Consider the following 18,968-nt stretch of genomic DNA (forward strand, 5'->3'; position numbering starts at 1 on the left):
TTAAAGACTTTTTGATTTTGGAGGGAGCAGCTATGATCGATCATGCAAAGCTGGAGCCTGTTTTGCGCGGATACCAGGCCTATTTTTCGCAGCACTGGCTTCATGGAGAAGATTTCAAATGGGAAGCTGCACAACAATTCCACGACCACTGGAATATTGACGCGGCAGATTTTGGCGGAATGTTCAAGGAAGCCACTGCAAAGGTCTTTTCGCTTCTGGATACCGGCTATGCCTATCCCCGCGCGATGATCCTGAATTTCGCAGCAGCGGACTGTGAAGCCACCCGCGCTATGTTCCGCAGCCTGTTTGATGAATCCATCGGGCTTTCTCAGCGCATCGCCGCATTTCAAGCTGCTGCCGAATCCCTGCGCATAAAATACAACGACGGCAGCTGGAACAACCACTACCAGAACACCAGTGCTGTCAGCGTCTATCTGTGGCTTCAGTTCCCGGATAAATATTATGCCTATCGGTATGCCGTATCCCGTGATATCGCAAAAGAATTAAACTTTGACACACCACCCAAACGGGATGGTTCTATCGACTCTCTGCTGAACAGCTATCGTCTTTATGATGAACTGCGGACGGCGCTGAGCCAAAATACTGCTGTCACCCAGATGATCCGCAGCGCCATTGATGCAGCCCCTTCCGGGAAATACTGGCCCGACACACACTGGAATATTGCTGCCATTGATCTGGGCTTTTATCTGAGCCGCTATTATCTTCAGGAACAGACAGTCGCTCAGAAGGAATCCGAGTGGTTTCCCAGCAAAGCAGACTATGATCCGGGCATTACTACAGAGCAGTGGATCAGTCTGCTGAACGACCCGTCTGTCTTTACACAGAATGCGCTCCGCATTATGAAATGTATGCTGGATTACGGTGGTCAAGCCACCTGCAAGCAGCTTGCAATCAAGTACGGTGAAGCTGCCGGCTTCTACAATATGGGTTCTTCCAGCCTTGCACGAAGGGTCGTTGAAAAGACAAATTGTCCCCTCATGCCGCGCGACAGCGAAAACTCCCGCTGGTGGCCTGTTCTGTATACCGGCAAAAGCGCAGATTCCAAAGAAGACGGCTCTTATATTTGGCGTTTGCGGGATGAGCTTATTCAAGCCCTGAAAAAAACTGACCTTTCTCATATTCCCCTTTATGCCGTTTCTTCTGAAAAAGACTCTACTTCTCCCCGCCATTACTGGTGGCTGACCGCAAGTCCAAAAATCTGGCAGTTTTCCGATCTCAAAGTCGGTGAAGAACAATCGTATACATTATACAACGAAAGCGGTCATAAGCGGCGGATCTTTCAGAACATTCTGGATGCTAAGGCAGGTGATCCCGTCATCTGCTACGAGGCCAACCCCGTTAAAAAAGTAGTTGCTCTTGCAAAAATCACACAAGAAAATAACGGAAAAGAACTTTATTTTGAAAAGATCGAAAATCTAATATCCCCCATTGAATACTCCACTCTGAAAGATTGTCCGGAACTGGAAAAGATGGAGTTTTTTGTACAACAGAATGGAAGCCTGTTCAAGCTTTCGGAAGGAGAATACAACTTTATTCTGGACCTCATCCGGGAAGAAAATCCGGCACCTGTCCGTTCGATAGCATCGAACGCTTATACAAAATCAGATTTTCTGAACAGCGTATTTCTGAGCGAACCGCGCTATGACGTTTTGGTCTCTCTACTGCGCCGCAAAAAGAACGTTATTCTGCAAGGCGCACCCGGCGTTGGAAAGACCTACGCCGCCAAACGGCTGGCGTACTCCATGATGGGCCAAGCCGATTCTTCCCGGGTGGAGTTCGTACAGTTCCATCAGAATTACTCTTACGAGGATTTCATGCTGGGCTACCGGCCGGATGGCTCCGGCTTCAAACTGACCGAGGGTGTATTTTACCGCTTCTGCCAGAAGGCTTCCAACGACCCTGACCGGGAGTACTTTTTCCTCATCGATGAGATCAACCGGGGCAACCTGAGCAAGATCTTCGGCGAGCTGATGATGCTGATTGAAAGCGACCACCGGGGTGAAAAGATCACTCTGGCCTATAATGGGATGCCCTTCTATGTCCCGGAAAATCTCTACATCATTGGCATGATGAATACTGCCGACCGGAGTCTCGCTATGATCGACTATGCGCTGCGCAGACGGTTCAGTTTCTTTGAAATGGAACCGGCGTTCACCTCCGAGGGATTCCAGAACTATCAATCTGCGCTTGACAACGAAACCTTCAATGCTCTGGTGGAACAGGTCAAGGCATTGAACCGGGAGATCACTGCAGATGCCTCCCTTGGTTCCGGCTTCCGTATTGGTCACAGCTACTTCTGTCTGGCCGACCCTGCCGCCTGCACCGCTGATTGGATGCGCTCTGTGGTGGAATTTGACCTTCTCCCTACGCTGGCAGAATACTGGTTCGATGCGCCCGACAAGCTGCATCGTTGGGAAGAAAATCTGCGTGGTGTTTTCAATGACGACTGACAAAGGGATTTTTATCCAGAACATCTACTATATGCTCTCCTACGCCTATCAGGTGCTGCAGCAGCAGGATTATCAGTGCATTGCCTCGGAAAAGTTTGAGCACATCGACGATTTGTTTGCCGCTATCCTTGCAAAGGGCGTTTCCCGGCAGCTGAAGCAGGGGCTTTATCGGGAATATGTTTCCCGAAGTGAGACCCGGTCGGTTTTGCAGGGAAAGCTGGATTTTCCGCAGACCATTAAGACCCGCATCCAGCACAAGCCGCAAGTCGCCTGTACCTTTGACGAGCTTTCGGAGGACAACCTGTATAACCAGATCCTGAAAACCACCCTGCAAGTGCTGCTTCGGGACGAGAATGTTTCTGCTGCGCGCAAAGTGGAATTGAAGAAAGTGCTTCTGTTTCTGGACACGGTTTCTGTACTGCTTCCCTCTCAAATCCCATGGAAGCAGTTACATTATCAGCGGAGCAATCAGAATTACGAGATGCTACTGAATCTCTGCTATTTCGTGCTGCACGATATGCTGCAGACCACCGAAAACGGCAGCTATAAAATGACAGCATTTTCGGATGAACGCATGGCAAAGCTGTACGAACGCTTTATTCTGGAATATTACCGAAAGCACCACACCTATCTTACCGAAGTTAAAGCTGCACAGGTCAAATGGGATCTTGTAGGAGAGCACGATGCTGCCATGCTGCGGTTTCTCCCCGCCATGCAAACCGATATTTTTCTGCGTTTCCATGAAAAAATTCTGATTTTGGATGCCAAGTATTACAGCCAGACATTGCAGCAGCGTTTCAACAAAGAGACCTTGCATTCTGCCAACCTCTACCAGATCTACACCTATGTCAAAAATCAGGACGCTGCCCATACCGGAAACGTTTCCGGGCTGCTGGTCTACGCCAAAACGCAGGAAGCCATCACCCCGGATTGTCTCTTCAACTTAGGCGGCAACCAGATCGGTGCACGCACCTTGGATCTCAATCAGGATTTCCGGCAGATCACCGCACAACTGGATGGAATTGCCCAGCAGTTTTTCGGGAAGTATCCGCTTTGATCTTTTCCATGTCGATTTATCCACCCCCTCCTGATTTTCAAACGGGCATTTTATTTTGCCGGAATTTTGAGAATTACGATAAACTGCCCCCGAAGCAGCGCGGTCTTACGCGATCTGCTTCGGGGGCAGTCTGGTTTTGTTTTATGATAAGGTTACTGCTTTGCGCTTTCCGGGGCGACCTCAAAGTCGATCTTGCCCAGATTGACGTCTGCACGCACGATGGTGATCATCATGGTATCGCCCAGATTCCAGTTCTTGCCGGAAACGGGGTCGGAAAGGCGCACGCCCTCGGTAAGCATGGTGCCGGTAGCGGTCAGGCTGGAAGCGGGCACAAAGCCCTCCACGCCGTTTTCCAGCTCGATGAACAGGCCGCGCTGGGTCACGCCGGAGATGCGGCCCTCGTAGCACTCGCCCAGATGGCGGCGGGCATACTCGGCCTTATAGCAGTCCTCGGCCTTGCGCTCGATCTGCATGGCGATGACTTCGCGCTCGCTGGCCTGCTTGCTGACGTCCTCGGCAAACTCGCTGTAACGTAGGATCATGGTGTCCTTATCCGTGCCCTTGAGCTGGGCGGTCATGATACGGTGGATAGCCAAGTCCGGGTAGCGGCGGATGGGACTGGTGAAGTGGGCATAGTCCTGCAGCACCAGACCGTAGTGTCCCTTGGGTTTTTCCTCGTACACAGCCTTAGACATGCAGCGCAGCATACCAACATTGATGATCTGCTCGTAGGCCGTACCGCGCACACCTTCCAGAATGGCGCTCAGCTCCTTGGGAGTGGGCACATCCTTGGCAAAGTGGTCGTTGACGCCGCAGGCCTGCAGCAACCCGTGCAAGCGCTCCAGCTTTTCGGCGTTGGGCTCCTCGTGCACACGGTACACAAAGGGAATCTGCTTCACGCGGGCAAAGTGGGCAGCGCACTGGTTTGCCAGCAGCATGAATTCCTCGATCATGGCCTCGCTCTCGCCGGAGGTGCGCTTTTTCACGTCGATGCAGTGGCCGTCCTCGTCCAGGATCAGCTTTACCTCGCCGCTCTCGATATCCATGCAGCCGCGCTCCTTGCGCAGGCGGGCACGGTGGCCGTACAACTCCTTCATGGCAGGCAGCTGTGCCAGCACCTCGTGGTACTTACCGGTCAATTCGTCATCGGTGCTGCCGGCCAGCAGTGCGTTGATCTCGGAATACACGCCCTTGACCCGGCTGCGGATGACGGACTTGACAAAGCGGTAGTCGGTCAGGTTGCCGTCCTTATCCAGCCGCATCAAACAGGAGAAGGCCAGTCGCAGCACGCCCTCGTTCAGGCTGCAGATGCCGTTGGACAGCTGCTTGGGCAGCATGGGCACCACCTGATCGGCGTAGTAGACGCTGGTAGCGCGGTTAAAGGCCTCATTGTCCAGTTCGGAGCCGGGCTTGACGTAGTTGGAAACATCCGCAATGTGCACGCCCAGCTCAAAGCCGCCGTCCGGGGTCTTGGTCAGACTGATAGCATCATCGATGTCCTTGGTCTCGGCGCTGTCGATGGTAAAAATAGGCAGGGCGCGCAGATCCATGCGGCCCTCGCAGTCCGCAGCGGATACCTCGGCGTTATCCAGCTTTTTGGCCTCGTCCCGCACCTTGTCCGGGAAGCGGTTGCGGATATCCTGCGCGTAGAGCAGTGCCTTTGCGCAGCGCTTGGCCTCGTCGCAGCTACCAAAGCGCATGGCAACGCCTACGCGGTGATCCTCCTGACGGTTGCCGCGCAGCAAAATCTCCACTGCCACCTTGTCGCCGTCCTTGGCACTACCTTCGCAGTCCCGCATGACCTGCATGGAAATGGCGGGGCAATCGTCCGGCACAAACTTCAGGCGGCCCTCCATGCGGTGCATGGTGCCCACCAGAGAATTTTTCTCTTCCAGAACAGCAAGGATCTCGCCTTCATCACTGCCCTCTACCCGGGGATGTGCAAACTTTTCCACCAGCACCTTGTCGCCGGGCATTGCGCCGCGGGTGAACCGGCCGGGGATAAAGATATCGCTGGTGCCGTCCTCCAGCATGACAAAGGCAAAATTCTTGCCCAGCTTTACCACCTTGCACAGCAGTGCCTTATCGGCACGGCCGCTGCGCACGGTGAAGAACACGCCCTGCCGCTGGCAGATTACGGCCTCGTGCACCAGCTGGTCCACAGCCTCCATCACCTTGCGGTCTGCGCCGCGATCCCCGCCGAACTTATTCTTCAGATCCTTTACGGTGCACGGCTGATTCTGGATCGCGTGCTCAATTTTATCGCGCATTGCCATAAAATATTTTCTCCTTCACTTCCGTGGCCGTGCATCTCCTGCGGAGCACAGCCCTGCCTTGGGACGGGCACTTTTCCCCTGTCCCCTCTTGGCGGCAGCCCGCAGAACCGGCTGCCCGCACTTTTTTCTGCACAGAAAAACAGCCCCGTCCGTTCACGGGGCTGCAACGCTTTCTCAGCCTGCCAGACGGCCTGCAAACAGGCAAGCCAGAATAGCGACCACAAAGAACACCACGCCTGCAATGCGGGTGACCTTGGCCAGCATCTGGTCTGCCGGGGTCAGACGTGCATTGTTGGCACCGCCCACACTGCCGTTGATGGCACCGGACAGACCCTGACCGTGGGTGTGCTGCATGAGGGTGAGGAAAACGATGACCAGCGAAGCCACCAGCAGAATGGCACCGCCAACAATTTCGATAACAGACATGAATCGTAACGCTCCTTTTATTTGTAAATACGGAAAACCACGCAAAAATACAACTATATAGTAGCATAACAAAGCCAAAATTGCAAGTAGAATCCGCGCATTTATCCCGCCGCTTCCAGCGCGTTGCAGACCTGCGCAAAGATATCCGCACCGGAGTACGCGGTGTGGATCGCACCGTCCTGCAATACCACAATGGTATAGCGGGGCTTTTCTGCCGGCCAGAACCCCGCAAACCACAGGTTGCAGCGCTCGGTGCCCTCCGGAGTGAACTGCCCAGTCTGGGCGGTGCCGGTCTTGCCGCCCGCCCCGCCGGAAAGCCCGGCGGCATCCTGCGCGGTGCCCTGCTGCACCACCTGTACCAGCATGGCGCGCAAAAGCGCTGCGCTCTGCGCCGGAATCACCCGCCGTCCCCGGGGGTGGCTGAGGGTCTCCACCGGCTGTCCGGTGGTCTCGTCCAGCGTGGCTTGCAGCACATAGGGAGCGCGGTATACGCCGTCCGCCGCAAGGGTGTTGAACAGCGCCGCCACCTGCATGGGTGTTGCCAGCAGACTGCCCTGCCCAAAGCTGAAATTAGCCAGCTGCCCGCTTTGCGCCAGCTCCTGCAGGGTGGGCAGCTGCCCGGCCTCGGCGGCAAGTCCTTCTGCCAGCGGCAGGCTCTGCCCAAAGCCGAAAGCTTTAGCGGCATCCAGCAAACTTTCTGCGCCCAGCTGCTGCCCCAGACGGATAAAATAGCCGTTGCAGCTTTTTTCCAGCGCAGCAGCAAGGTCAACCTGCCCGTGCGGCACCCCGCCCGCGCAGCGAAAAATTTGTCCATCCACTACCACTGCGCCAGTGCACTCGATAACCGGCTGCAAGCCCGCTTCCAGTGCAGCCGCCGCCAGCACCGGCTTGAACACTGACCCCACCGCGTAGCATTGCAGCGCCCGGTTCAAAAAGGGGCTGTTCTCTGCCTGCAAACTGTCGGCAAGGCGCTCCGGGTCGTAGCACGGCACGCTGACGCTTGCCCGCACCGCCGCTGTGGCGGTATCCAACACCAGAATGCAGCCGCTCGTCATGGTATTCGCTGCCACTGCCTCCACCGCCCGCTGCACCGGGCGGGAGATGGTCAGCTGCACGCCCAGCGCCCCGCTGTCGGCTTGCAAAAGCTTAGGTGTTTCTCCGGTGCGCATCGTACCCTGCGCCGTCACGGCGCAGACAAGACTGCTGTGCTCCCCTGTGCCGGAAAGTACGGCGTCCAGCGCCTTTTCCAGCCCGGCAGCGCCATGACCTGTGCTATCCAGATAGCCCACCAGATGCTGACACAGCGGCACTGCGGCATACCGCCGGGCGGTGAGGTAACCGCTCAGACCAAGACGAGTGGGGTCGCAGTTCACCTCCAGCAAAAACGGGGCGGCGCGGCTGCGGCTACGGTACAAAAGCGCCTGTCCGGCGGCATCGGTGCAGGCATACAGGCGGTCGTAGTTTCCCTGCCCGGGAAAGCACACCACCTGCCAGCGCTCCTCAAGACCGGTGAGCAGCCTCCCCTGCGCATCATAAAAGTTGCCCCGCCGGGCGGGCAGTTGCAGGGTGACCGTGCTCTGCGCCGCCGCCCGTGCAGCATAGGCGGGGTGCAGCGCCAGCAGATACAACCGGCACAACACCACCGCAAACCCCAGCAGCAAGGCGGCATACACTGCCAATACCCGTTTGCCGGACATGAAGCCACCACCTTTCCATTGCTGTTAGGGTGGGCAGCAGGGGTGCGGGGTATACATAAAAGAGGCGGAACCTCTCCGAAGAGAAATTCCGCCTCTCTGGCGTATCTTATTAAGGAAGACTGGTACGGATTAGTACATGCCGCCCTTCCAAACCACACTTTTGGAGCCGAATCACGAATATCGGGAAACGTAGACTTTTGTAGAATTATCAAGGCCACAAGCCGATTTTTCCAGATTCTCCGTTTTTGCACGATCCACGCTTTTCTACGCAAATCTACGCCACTTACCGGGTGATTGGCGTAAGTTTTGGCGTAAGTTTCGGCGTAAGCAATTCCGCTTCATGCGTCGAAAATCACAGGTTGCCGGCGATCTGTTCAAAGGCTCTTTCAACCGATTCAAAGCTGCTGTGCGTGTAGACATCCAGCGTCACACTGGCATTGGAGTGTCCCATCAGGTATTGCAGGCTTTTTACATCCAGCCCGGCCTGCTGAACATTGGTGCAGAAGGTGTGTCGCAGCACATGAGGTGTAATGCGCGGAACAGGTTTACCGTACACCTTCTCAAACTTTCCCTGCATGCCACGCATATAGTTTTCCAAGTGCATTGCCACCTTCGGCATTCCGGACTTGTCCAGAAAGAGGAATCCGCTGCAGCCATCCACCAGCGCTTCCACTTTCGTGGACGCTCTGGCTTTTACTACACGCCGCAACGCTGCACAAACAGTATCTGTCATGGGAACATTGCGGATACCGCTTTTTGTTTTCGGCGGTGTGACAAAGTAGGGTTTTTCAGCCGTCCGGCAAAGCTGCCGCCGGACATGGATACAGTGCCGTTCAAAGTCGATATCTGCTTGTGTCAGGCCATACAACTCACTCACACGCAAGCCGGTTCCCATAAGAATGACGATATCATCATAATAGTTGCCGCCATAGTCTTGAACGAATTGCAGATATTTTTCCTGCTGCTCTCTGGTCAGGGCATTGCGCACATAAGCGTCCTTCAGCACAACGTCCGACAGCTTGAACTTGAATGGATTCTTGCGGATGATGTCATCCTCCACCGCCATCTCAAACGCCGGTCTGACAACGCTTTGCAGGATTCCTATGGTGTTTTGCTTGAAACCGCTGTCATGCAGAAACACGAACCAGCCTTTCGCATCGGACAATTTTACCGTTTTGATGGCTTTTTGCCCGAAAGGGTCAGCATGAATCCGCTTGACCGCTGTGTTGTACGACCGAAGTGAATTGGGTTTCAACCCACGTTTCAGTTTCATATAGCGGTCAACCAGATCAGCCACCGTCATCTCTCCGGCGGCGTAGTCGATGCCGTCTGCCAGATCGCGCCACAGTTCTTCCTCTTTTTTCCGCAGCTCTGTCAGGGATTTAGCGTAAATACAACGCCGTTTCTTGTGGATATCGGTATAACGATAGTCGTAGGTGCCGTTTGCTCTTTGGCTTTCGCCATCCTTCAAAACACGACCCTTGCTATCTTTGCGCTTTTCAGACATTTAGAAACTCCTTTCTGTGAAAAGCGCATCTATAAGGTCAGTGTCAGTATAACACATCAACCATGCGATTTCCACCCGCAGCGAATGAGAAAAGGACGGTTTCACATTTGCAGCCTTTGGCAACCTCTCAAATAGAATATGCTTGCTCGACAAAGCAATCGAACAGGCGACGTTTGATCAGACGCTTGTTTCCCACCCAAAGGACGAATTTGCATTTATCTTCATTCGTAATTTCACGCAGTTTGTTGATGCCAATGCCGGAGTAAGCCGCAGCTTCTTCCAGCGTTAAATTGCTCTTTTCCCAAATCGGAACTTGTCGGGACTTGGTCCCTCCATCTTGCTGATGCAAGACCGTTCCGTCGCTTAAAGTCCCCACCGGGGACTTCATTGCTTCGCAAACGCGAACTTCCTTCATAGGCAAGCCTCCAATTCCTTGTAACCGAACGCCTGTAACCGGGCAGGAAAACTCTCTTTTTCTGTACGCAGGACATTCGGTGGACTTTATACTTTTTCTTCTCTTTTTAAGGTTACATGGTTACAGAAAGAGAAAAACGCAGCAGTCATGCGGCTTTTGGGCTGTAACTGGGGCGTAACCGAATCTGTAACCAGACGTGTAACCGCTGTTCATCAGAAGGGAAAGCCCAGCTGCTTGGCTTCCGCATCCGTTATCTCGGAGAAATCTTCAGCCCCGGTTTCGGGGCTGGTTACGCGCTCCCAGCCTTTCTGAACGCCGTACTTCGGGTAACGCTTGGCGGTTTTGTGAGCCTGCCAGCCTTGAATGTCGCCGCGCGAAATTCCCGTGTTCATGATCTCACAGATAGCGCGGGTCTCCCACTCTGCCGGGATATTGGTGTTGCCCAGTGCTTCTGCATAGAGCTGCTTGGAACACACCCGGTCACCTGCGTAGTCCTCCAGAAAGGCGTAGATCATGCCCGCCTGTGCATCCTCCTGCATGAAGTCCTGCTGGTGGGCTTGCAGAGTTTCCTGCATGGCAGGGCTGAACGCCAGCTTGTAGTTGCCGCTGTTGTAAATCGTCATGGCTTCTGCCCAAAGCTGGTCGATATAGGCACGGGAATCCTCCTCGTTGTCCAAAATGTGGGTCTCAGCCAGTTCCGCATCCACCGGAACAGGGATGAAGCGGCGGTTGCCTGTGCGGTCACGGGGCAAAAAATCCTGCCGATTGGTCGTACCGGCAAAGACGCACTGGCGCAGACGGTCGGCAGGATGGGTCTCGTAGGGAACTTTATAGGTTTCCTTCTGCTTGCTGAGAAAACTCTTGATCTCCTCGATGCTCTTGGCATTGGCGGTGGCGATCATCTCCGACATTTCGATGATCCAGTGACCTTGCAGCTTGCGGTACACGTTGTCATCATCCAGCCGCCGCAGGTCATCCGAGAACCACTCATCCTTGACCGCTAGCAGCCGGAAGAAGGTGGACTTTCCTGCACCTTGCCCGCCCACCAGACAGAGCATGGTTTCAAATTTACATCCCGGCTGGAACACCCGCTTGATGGCTCCCAGCAGGAATATCTTCATAGCTTCGCAAGTGTACTCGTCCTCCGCAGCACCGAGAAAATGGTACAGGACATGGGGAATCCGTTCAGTCCCATCCCATTTTAGGCTGTTCAGGTAATCTCGGATGGGATGGTAGCGGTTCTCGTTTGCAACAATACGGATAGCAGATTCGATTTTCTTTTCGCTGGAGATGCCGTACTTCTCCATTCGCCGCAGGATATACTTCATATCGGTGTCGTTCAGCGTCTTGCCAGATCTCGGCCAGCCCACGGGCTTTACAATGTCGATGCGCTCGCTCAACAGGTTCAGCCGGATGGCATCGGCAAGCACATGGTCGTTCTGCAGAATCGTGATGCAGTTTTGGATCGTCCGCTGGATCTCGCCGTTGGAGTGCTTGGTCAGCATTTCTTTTACGTCCGCAACGGTTCTGGGAGTACGTTCTTCGTTGACTTTTTTGCTCAATAAACATCACCTCGTGTTTCTGACTTTTCGGCGGTAGGCGGGACAGACGGCTTCCGCTGGGTCTGTTCTGCCTGCAGGCGGTTCAGCAGTTGCAGAACCGAATCCCGTGCTTTCTCCTTGACCTGCTCCTTGCCTTTCTGCCGAACTTCTGACTTCAGCAGCTTCTCCTGCAGACGTGTAGCGGTAGATTGCATGGTTTTGAAGAACTTGTCCAGCACGGTGTCCAACCGATGGGCGGCGTATTCCCTCGTGGCCTGCGGAGCCTTGCGTTCCGGGGACAGCACCCACTTCTTCGTGTCCTCGATCATCCGCATATCTTCCTTGCGGGTCTCGGTGCGTACCACGTCCGTCACGACCTCCACCGCCTTGTCATAGGCCGTAGCCGAAACATTTTCCAGCAGGGTCTCCATATCCGAAACTTTCAGGGTCAGCTCGTCCAGCTTGCTCTGCTGGGTGGCAAGCTTCTCCTTCTGCTTGGCAAGGATGAAGTCCTGCTTTTCCAGATATTTGCGGTTGCCGTACTCCGCTTCTTCCTCCAAATCTAACCCATGACGTTTTGCAATCTCAAACAGCATTTTTCGACAGGCGGCATCGAAGGTGATTTTGCGGTTGTTGCGGCGGCTGAGGGGCTTGTCCGGGTCGGGCAGCTCGAAGCCCAGTGCTTCCAATGCCTTTTCCTGCTGGGGTGCCACCTCGCCGTACTTGTTCTCGCAGTCGAACACATGACGCTCATGGATGTGGGGAGTGCTTTCGTCCAGATGCAGTGCCCAGTCCAGCAGATGAACATGAGTGCCGAAGCGCTCATGAAATTCGGACATAAACTCTGTCACCACTAAAACCAGGTCTTCCACCGATGCGTGTTCGTCCAACGTTCCGAACTGGTAGATGGTTTCTTCCGGGCAGGTTTTCTTACCTGCAAGCAAGTCCTCTATGGTTCGATTGCGCTCGGTGTGGCGAATCTTCGCATTGCGGGCGTTCTGGTTCTCCACAAAGTGAGCGTAATGGATTTCATAGAACATCTTCTCCACATCGCTGAATGCGGCAGTCTGTTTATCCTTGTCGGATGCCGAACGGATGCCATGATAGCAGTCCCAGTAGATGTTACCTTTAGCTCGTTCCGGGTCAATGTGCTCGCTGTTGGAAAGGTTGAAACTGCGGTCATTGTGCTTGGGGTTATAGGTGCCGTGGGTTCCGGCTCGTCCATTGTGTCGTGTTAATTTCAGATAGACATCCCTCTTTTCCTGTATTTTTGTGTACGGTCACTCATGCTATTAGATCACAAGAGTAATACAATTCTTCCAAGCAAAGGGTCATGCATTTCAAGATCAAGTCTTGAAATCTTCTCTCGGAATCGAGAGGTAGTCCTTTCAAAAAAGGATTTATGTGGTTGTCATACTGCAAAGAAAGTGACCTATCGCTCCTTCCCTCAGTGGGAGATCATGGCGTTTGTCGCTTTCCGCTTAGAAGAGTTTGCTTTCGCTCTGCAAGAAAAGTATAACAGAGAAACTTGGAATCGAACAGGAACTGAGAGTTCCTAATTTTCGGTGAAAGTAGGAAGCATCGTTCCCATTTCTTGTTGCATCCCTATTCTTTCTTTGCGGGGAATCATTAAGATGCTGCATCTCTGTAATTATCATAGCACCTGAAATTGCAAAAGTCGTGGGCTTCGTAGGCCTATTATTGTCCCCCTAAGTGAAACCGTTTTGATTACTTTTTCCTGATTTTGGTATAAGGTTTAGCAGGAGCTTCTTTCATTTCAACAGCTTGCCGGGAGAGTGCGCAGCAGCGGAGCTGCTGGATCTGCCGCCATTTTGCGCCAGATAATACCCAGTAGGATATGACGCACAGCATCATATCACTGGGCAAGGCGTTCCCCCTTGACTCCCTTCAAAGAGCTGGTCTCGCCTGTCGGCTCGGTCGGTGCTTCAAAAGGCCAGTGGCCTTTTGAGGTCGCCGCAGGCGACCCGCACCTCTCTGCACTCTTGCTCCGGGCAAGCTGTCCTGGAATGGACAGCTCGTCCGGCTCCGATGTAACGAGAACTGACAAATTCGTCCGTTTTCGTAATCGTATAGCACAAAAAGGCGGTCATCTGCACCCATGCAGACAGCCGCCTTTGGTTTTATGCCGTATTCTATTTGTCAGTCTCTGAAGATCTTATCCAGTTCCCTTTCCATGGTGCCCGCCTTGGCAAATTCCAGCGTATCGGCCTGACGGATATGGTGGGCAGTGATGCCGTGATCCTTTGCAAAGCCCAGAATGTAGCTGATGGCAATGCGGTAGATGATCTCGGTCGGGGCAAGCCCATAGACCTGCTTGGCAAAGATATGCTCCAGCCGGGCGTTATCGTCCGGGAAGATTTGCCGCATCTTCTCGCTGCGGTAGAGGCGCTTGACGATTTCCGTAATGTACAGGCCGGACTTCATGTAGGGGTCGAGGAAGGTCTTGCCGGGGTCATCGAAGCAGCCGGGGTTTTCCTGTTCCAGCAGGTCTACCATCTTTTTCACCACCCACTTGGGGGTAAAGATCTGGTTGGTTTTCTGGGGCGGGATGTAGTCGAAGATATCCTCGGTGCGGCTCTCGTCAAAGTAATCCGCCAGCTTGACCTTCAGGTTCAGGAATTCCTTCACCGAATCGTCAAACACCACCGGGTCGAACAGGTGGCCTGCAAAGTGTTCCTCCTGTCCGGTGGCTTGGTTGATATACGGCCCGCCGTCCCGCAAAAAGCGGAACTGCTCCAGCGTGATGCTGGTGACCTCCTGAAAGACCTTGTCCGGGATGATCTGGTCAAAATTTGCCAGTGTCACGGTCTCGTCGCCATAGGCCATGAGGAAGGACGGGATGGTGCGGGAGAAGCCCCGGAGATGGTCACGGACGGTGTCCTCGTAGCCCTTTTTCTCCTGCTCCTTCTGGTTGGTCTCCACGGTGCGCACGATGGTCTGCTGCATCTCCTGCGCCGTCTGCTGGATGGTGGATTGCAACGTCTCCATCAGGGCGGCGGTGCTCTGCTGCTGCTTTGCGTCAAACTCCCGGTTCACCTGCTGGCGCTGCTGGGCAGTGGTGCAGCTTTGCAGCTGCTGGGTGCGCTGGGTCTCCAGCTGGCTCTGGTCGATGCGGTAGTTGTCCACCACCTTGTTCACCGCCACGTCCATTTTGGCCTTGGCGGCGCTCTCAAACCGCCTCTGGTCGGACAGCTTCAGGTCGCGGCCATACTCCTGCTTTGCCTGCTCCACCATAGGAGTGATGATCTCCTTGGTGATGCTCTTTTTCAGGGGTTCCAGATGCTCTTCTTTGGCAGGAGCCGGGGCATCTGTCAGATCTTGCAGGGCGGTGTCCAGTGCCGGGGTGTTCTCGTAAATTTTTTCCCCGAACACATCCGCTGCCTTGCCGATGACATAACCCTCGTCCAAATCCACCTCGCCCTTGTCGTTCAGGGAGAGGTCTGCGCCGGTCTCCGGGGTGATTTGGATGGGCTTTGCCTTTGCCTCGCTGATGGGCTGGAAGTTTTGCAGAATGTCCAGCACCTCCTGCGGCGCACTGAACACGTTGGAAATGTTCTGGAACAAAAAATTGCTCTGGAAGCCCATCCGCACCACTTCTTTGGACTTGATCTTCCGGGGGATGCTGAGGACTTTTTCTGCATCCAACGGGATCATCTCCCCTTCCTCGTCCTCGCCGATGACCGGGAAGAAGTTGAGCAGATTCTGGATGTGCGCCTTGCGCTCCTCGGTGTCGCCTTTGCCGCTGGCGGTGTCCTGTGAAAGGTCGTTGGCGAACCGCTCATAGATCAGCAGGGTGCGGGCGGGGTCAAAATCGAACACATAGGCGTTCTCTTTGCGGCGGAAGGTGCCGTTTTCGTGGAAAAGGCAGGGGTTCTGGGCACGGAACGCTGCCTGCATATACAGCGCCGGGCTTTTCAGGTTGGAGAGCATCAACACCGCCGACCACTCCGGGATAGTCACACCGGTAGTCAGCTGCCCCACCGACAGGGTAATGGTCTTTTCGTGGTGGGCGATGGCGGCTTTTACCCGGTCAAAACTCTTCTGGTTCTCGTCCGTGTCATCCAGCTTGCCGTCACCGGCGGCTAGGATCACCTCATAGTCCCGGAATACCGGGTGCGCCTGCAGCTTTTTCGCCAGCGCTCTGGCACTGTCCACCCGGTTCAGCAGCCAGAAGGTGTGCTTCAGCTCGGCACGCAGTTCCGGGGTGGAAAACGGAAATTTGTTCTGGGTGGTCATAGCATCCAGAAAGCGGTCCACCTCGGCGTCGTGTTCAAAGCTGCCGCTGGGTTTTACCTTGAAGAACTCGTTCAGGTCAAAGGCAAATTCCTGCGTTTCGCCGTTGATCTCCACGCCCTGCTGAATTTTGTCCCGGATGATCTCGGACATCTGGTAGGTGTAGAGGTTGAGCATGGGGAGGTTTGCGTAGGGGTTCTGCTGCCCCGGTGCGCCCTGCCAGTTCCGCTTGGCGGCCTGCTCGTCGGCGTAGGTCCAGTTGAAGATGGCATCCCCGGCAAACTTGTCGTTCGCCAGCGCCTTGAAGGGCGTGCCGGACAGGTGCAGCGTGAACTTGCGGCGGATACGGTCAAAGGCAAGGTCGGTCTTGTAGGTGTCCACGCCCTCGTGGGCTTCGTCGATGACCAGCACATCCCAGTTCAGCTCGGTCAGGTGGCGCAGCTTGTCGTACTCGCCGCCGAAATACTTCGAGCCTTTCATGTCCTGCAGGCTGACGAACTCAATGCGCTTATACAGTTCCTCCCCCTGTGCGGCGGCATCCAGATAGCCCTGCTCGTCCAGCACATGGGGCTGCCCGGCAAGGGCATCCACATGGCTGACAAACAGATAGCCGGACTCCTTGCCGAGAAAGCGCACATAGTCGCTGTACCAGCTATTGGCGATGGCTGGGCGGTTGGTGACGATAAGCACCGTCTGTGCATCGACCTGCTTGCAGAAATCGTAGACGGAAAGGGTCTTGCCAAAGCGGGGCTTGGCGTTCCAGAGGTATTCTCCGCCGGGGTGGCTCTGGTAATAGATTTTGGTGTCGCGGACAGCCCTTGCCTGTTCTTCCCGCAGGGTGTAGGCGATGGCGGCATCCAGCTGCACCCTGCCCCGGTTCATGCGGAAATCCTGAAAATACCGCCGGGACTGCTGTCCATCCAGATGGAACCACTCGTTTTTGCGGTCGTTCTCCACATTCAGCTTGCGGAGGTAGGCGTGGAAATCGTGGTCGGTGAACACCTCGCCGCTGCCGTCATCGTAGACGGCATTGCCCCGCCACTCCTCATGGTACAGCACATCGGCTGTGTGGGTCTGCTGTTTCAGGCGTTTGTCCACCGACTGCTCGGTGTAGCCGATCTTCGTCCAGCCGTTGTGCCGGGCAATTTCCGGGGTGGTATAGGCGTAGATCATGGGCACCACCTGCCGGGCAGTGCGCAGGGTTATGCCAGCCATTATGCCATCTCCTTTACATGGGTCTCGATAAATTCGATCTCGTCCGCGGTCAGGTCATATTTACGGTAAAGCTGCTGGTCAATTTCCGCCACCGACTTGCTCCAATCAATGTCGGAATGGGCGGTAAAATCTTGAAGGGGAACGTATTTCCATTTTGGTGCCGGACAGTCCTGCGTAATTTTTAGTACCCCAAGCATTGCCCTTGCAAATTTTGTTTTTACATACTTTGTTATTGCGATAGCTTCTTGTTCACTTTCGCATTTTCCAATAGACATAAATGTCTGCGTATGTCCTATGCCCGGTTCAGCAATTATCGGTGCTGAGAGAGTTTCGCCAAAAGCACCACTACCGTTTGCTTTGGAGATAAAAACCTTATAACTCCCAAAATTTTCAGGGACACGGACGTAATCTTTTCTAATCCATTTCTCTGTGCGCTTGCTTCCGTCCAGACCCAAAATCTTTATGTAAGAACTTCCGTCCTTCGGCATTTCAGAGAAGAACACAATATTATCGAGTTTACTTAAAACATTCGACTTGAAGTCGTATTTATGACCTTTACTTAGCAGAGACTCCACGCTTGAGTTCTCTTTGTGCATCGTTTCTGTGAAACGATACGATTCTGCTGCATAAATCGCCTTACTTAACGATACATAGTCTGTTTTTCCAATTTTACGAGCAATACTTCTTAGTTCATCGAACACAATAAAATGCTCAATCGCACCGTAATTCTTCACTTTGTCGCGGTATGTAATTACAACACCGCCCTTAATATCTGTGTTTGCAAAGATTTTTGAACTATCAGATTCATAATGCAAGACTGTCAAGTGCGGATCACTCAGCATCTTCTCATTCCATGCCTTCGGCGTAGAGCCAGCATTGAACAAAAACCGTGCAGGGTGAATCATTTCCACCTTATCTGCAATTTCATAAGACGCATCCAGAAATTTGTTATATACTGGCGGTGCAAACCCTTTGTTATCGCCAAGGGTTTCATCCTGATACGGCGGGTTTCCGATGACATAATCAAACTTCATGCTGGTACTCCCTTCCTGAATGGTTTCAAAGTTCTGGGTCGTTCCATGGCTGCCCTTGCGCCAGTTTTTCACTTTGCAGGATACCGTGGGCGGCTGCGGCTCTGCCGCCCCGAACATGGAAAAGAGGTCAAGCTGTTCTGCCTCCGGCTGAGGCTTGCCGCCGGGCACAGACAGGTGCAGGCCGTCCATCTGCCACAGGTTCCAGCTGATGATGTTGGCGATGGCTTGCAGTTCCTCTTTTGTGGGCTTGCGCTGCCAGCGGGCTTGCAAGTGCTCTGCATAGGTCAGCAGCAGGTTGACCCGCGCCAACAAAAGATTATCGCCCTGATACTCGTAGCCGTAGGTTGACTGCACCGCATGGGTGGCATATTTGCGCCACTCTTCCTCTGTGGCGGCGTTCTCGCTTACCACCCGCAGCTTGCGGTCCAGAATGCCAATGCGCCGAGCTACCGGGATCATCTCGCCGGTGGCGGCATCGTACCGGGACGCCAGAAAGGGGGCTTCGCCGCAGGTCACCTCCAAGCGGCGGCTCTGCACATACTGCACCCATGCCGGAGTCTTGCCCCCGCAAGCCGGGAACTGCACCGGTGTTTCCACCGTCTGCCAGCCTTGGGGCAGTTCCACCGTGAACTGTCCGGTGGTCTGCTCTGTCCCCAGTGCACCGAACCAGTCGGCGTCCAGTGCGTTGTTCATCTTGTTGCAGACCCATGCCGGGCTGAACACTTCGCCCTTTTTGCGGGTGCGCTGCTGCTGGGTGTCGGTCTGCTTCATCATCCGGGGCAGCACCACCTCGTAGTGGGTCAGCCCAAGCTGCTGGGTGGTGATCTGGGATCTATCCGTGACAGGTTCGTACATTACCGTTTGCAGCTCTTCCGGCGGGTCGGTCGCCCAGATGATGTTTTTACCGGTGGAGTGGTCTTTTAGAAGTGTATCCAGCACCGCCTGCACTTCCGGTGCGTGAAAGTCGATCAGTTGTTCCAACGGGGTATTCCTCGCTTTGCCTTAGCGTTGCGGCGGAAGTAGCATCATTTCACTAGTTTCGCCCTATACTAGTATTATACTGCTACTTTTGTTC

11 protein-coding genes are annotated in these 18,968 nt (G+C 54.3%); 2 read left to right on the forward strand and 9 right to left on the reverse strand.

Features of this window, described 5'->3' with window-relative positions:
* Positions 1–32 precede the first annotated feature (32 nt).
* On the forward strand, positions 33–2,471 hold the full coding sequence (locus DXB44_RS00400; RefSeq protein WP_118657344.1) for an AAA family ATPase: 2,439 nt from the start codon (positions 33–35) through the stop codon (positions 2,469–2,471).
* Entirely contained in the window at positions 2,461–3,528 is a 1,068-nt protein-coding gene (mcrC, locus tag DXB44_RS00405) for a 5-methylcytosine-specific restriction endonuclease system specificity protein McrC (protein WP_118657345.1), read from the forward strand. The genes DXB44_RS00400 and mcrC overlap by 11 nt, the downstream gene beginning before the upstream one ends.
* Positions 3,529–3,680: 152 nt before the next feature.
* Here mcrC and rnr read toward each other — a convergent pair whose 3' ends face one another.
* The 9 genes from rnr to DXB44_RS14730 form a co-directional block, all read right to left on the reverse strand.
* The gene (gene rnr, locus DXB44_RS00410) at positions 3,681–5,804 is read right to left on the reverse strand and encodes a ribonuclease R (RefSeq protein ID WP_055185105.1); all 2,124 of its coding nucleotides are present in this window, start codon (positions 5,802–5,804) and stop codon (positions 3,681–3,683) included.
* Positions 5,805–5,978: 174 nt separating this feature from the next.
* Positions 5,979–6,230, reverse strand: a complete 252-nt coding sequence (secG, locus tag DXB44_RS00415) for a preprotein translocase subunit SecG (protein WP_005923602.1) — start codon at positions 6,228–6,230, stop codon at positions 5,979–5,981.
* 101 nt (positions 6,231–6,331) lie between these two features.
* Positions 6,332–7,927 carry a penicillin-binding transpeptidase domain-containing protein gene (locus DXB44_RS00420; RefSeq protein ID WP_118657346.1) on the reverse strand — a complete coding sequence of 532 codons (1,596 nt, stop codon included), beginning with the start codon at positions 7,925–7,927 and terminating at the stop codon, positions 6,332–6,334.
* 352 nt (positions 7,928–8,279) lie between these two features.
* Positions 8,280–9,434, reverse strand: coding sequence for a site-specific integrase (locus DXB44_RS00425; RefSeq protein ID WP_118657347.1), 1,155 nt, complete (start codon positions 9,432–9,434; stop codon positions 8,280–8,282).
* A 127-nt stretch (positions 9,435–9,561) separates the two neighbouring features.
* Entirely contained in the window at positions 9,562–9,783 is a 222-nt protein-coding gene (locus tag DXB44_RS00430) for an excisionase (protein WP_238057119.1), read from the reverse strand.
* A gap of 278 nt (positions 9,784–10,061) precedes the next feature.
* The gene (locus DXB44_RS00435) at positions 10,062–11,354 is read right to left on the reverse strand and encodes a virulence-associated E family protein (protein ID WP_243111002.1); all 1,293 of its coding nucleotides are present in this window, start codon (positions 11,352–11,354) and stop codon (positions 10,062–10,064) included.
* Between the two features lie 53 nt (positions 11,355–11,407).
* Positions 11,408–12,430 (reverse strand): hypothetical protein, encoded by a 1,023-nt coding sequence (locus DXB44_RS00440; RefSeq protein ID WP_243110990.1) that lies wholly within the window; start codon positions 12,428–12,430, stop codon positions 11,408–11,410.
* Positions 12,431–13,550: 1,120 nt separating this feature from the next.
* Entirely contained in the window at positions 13,551–16,859 is a 3,309-nt protein-coding gene (locus tag DXB44_RS00445) for a DEAD/DEAH box helicase family protein (protein WP_199680534.1), read from the reverse strand.
* Positions 16,859–18,874: an Eco57I restriction-modification methylase domain-containing protein gene (locus DXB44_RS14730; protein WP_243110991.1), complete on the reverse strand. Its 2,016-nt coding sequence runs from the start codon at positions 18,872–18,874 to the stop codon at positions 16,859–16,861. Before DXB44_RS14730 ends, DXB44_RS00445 begins: the two co-directional genes overlap by 1 nt.
* Positions 18,875–18,968: the final 94 nt, after the last annotated feature.

This window comes from Faecalibacterium sp. OM04-11BH, from assembly GCF_003482185.1.
Classification (GTDB): Bacteria; Bacillota; Clostridia; order Oscillospirales; family Ruminococcaceae; genus Faecalibacterium; species Faecalibacterium tardum.

Bases quoted from the DNA above. Each gene is read 5' to 3' on its own strand.
- rnr (WP_055185105.1), bottom strand. From the start codon at position 5,804: ATGGCAATGCGCGATAAAATTGAGCACGCGATCCAGAATCAGCCGTGC.
- DXB44_RS00435 (WP_243111002.1), bottom strand. From the start codon at position 11,354: ATGCTGACCAAGCACTCCAACGGCGAGATCCAGCGGACGATCCAAAAC.
- mcrC (WP_118657345.1), top strand. From the start codon at position 2,461: ATGACGACTGACAAAGGGATTTTTATCCAGAACATCTACTATATGCTC.
- DXB44_RS00400 (WP_118657344.1), top strand. From the start codon at position 33: ATGATCGATCATGCAAAGCTGGAGCCTGTTTTGCGCGGATACCAGGCC.
- DXB44_RS00445 (WP_199680534.1), bottom strand. From the start codon at position 16,859: ATGGCTGGCATAACCCTGCGCACTGCCCGGCAGGTGGTGCCCATGATC.
- DXB44_RS00420 (WP_118657346.1), bottom strand. From the start codon at position 7,927: ATGTCCGGCAAACGGGTATTGGCAGTGTATGCCGCCTTGCTGCTGGGG.
- DXB44_RS00440 (WP_243110990.1), bottom strand. From the start codon at position 12,430: ATGTTCTATGAAATCCATTACGCTCACTTTGTGGAGAACCAGAACGCC.
- DXB44_RS00425 (WP_118657347.1), bottom strand. From the start codon at position 9,434: ATGTCTGAAAAGCGCAAAGATAGCAAGGGTCGTGTTTTGAAGGATGGC.
- secG (WP_005923602.1), bottom strand. From the start codon at position 6,230: ATGTCTGTTATCGAAATTGTTGGCGGTGCCATTCTGCTGGTGGCTTCG.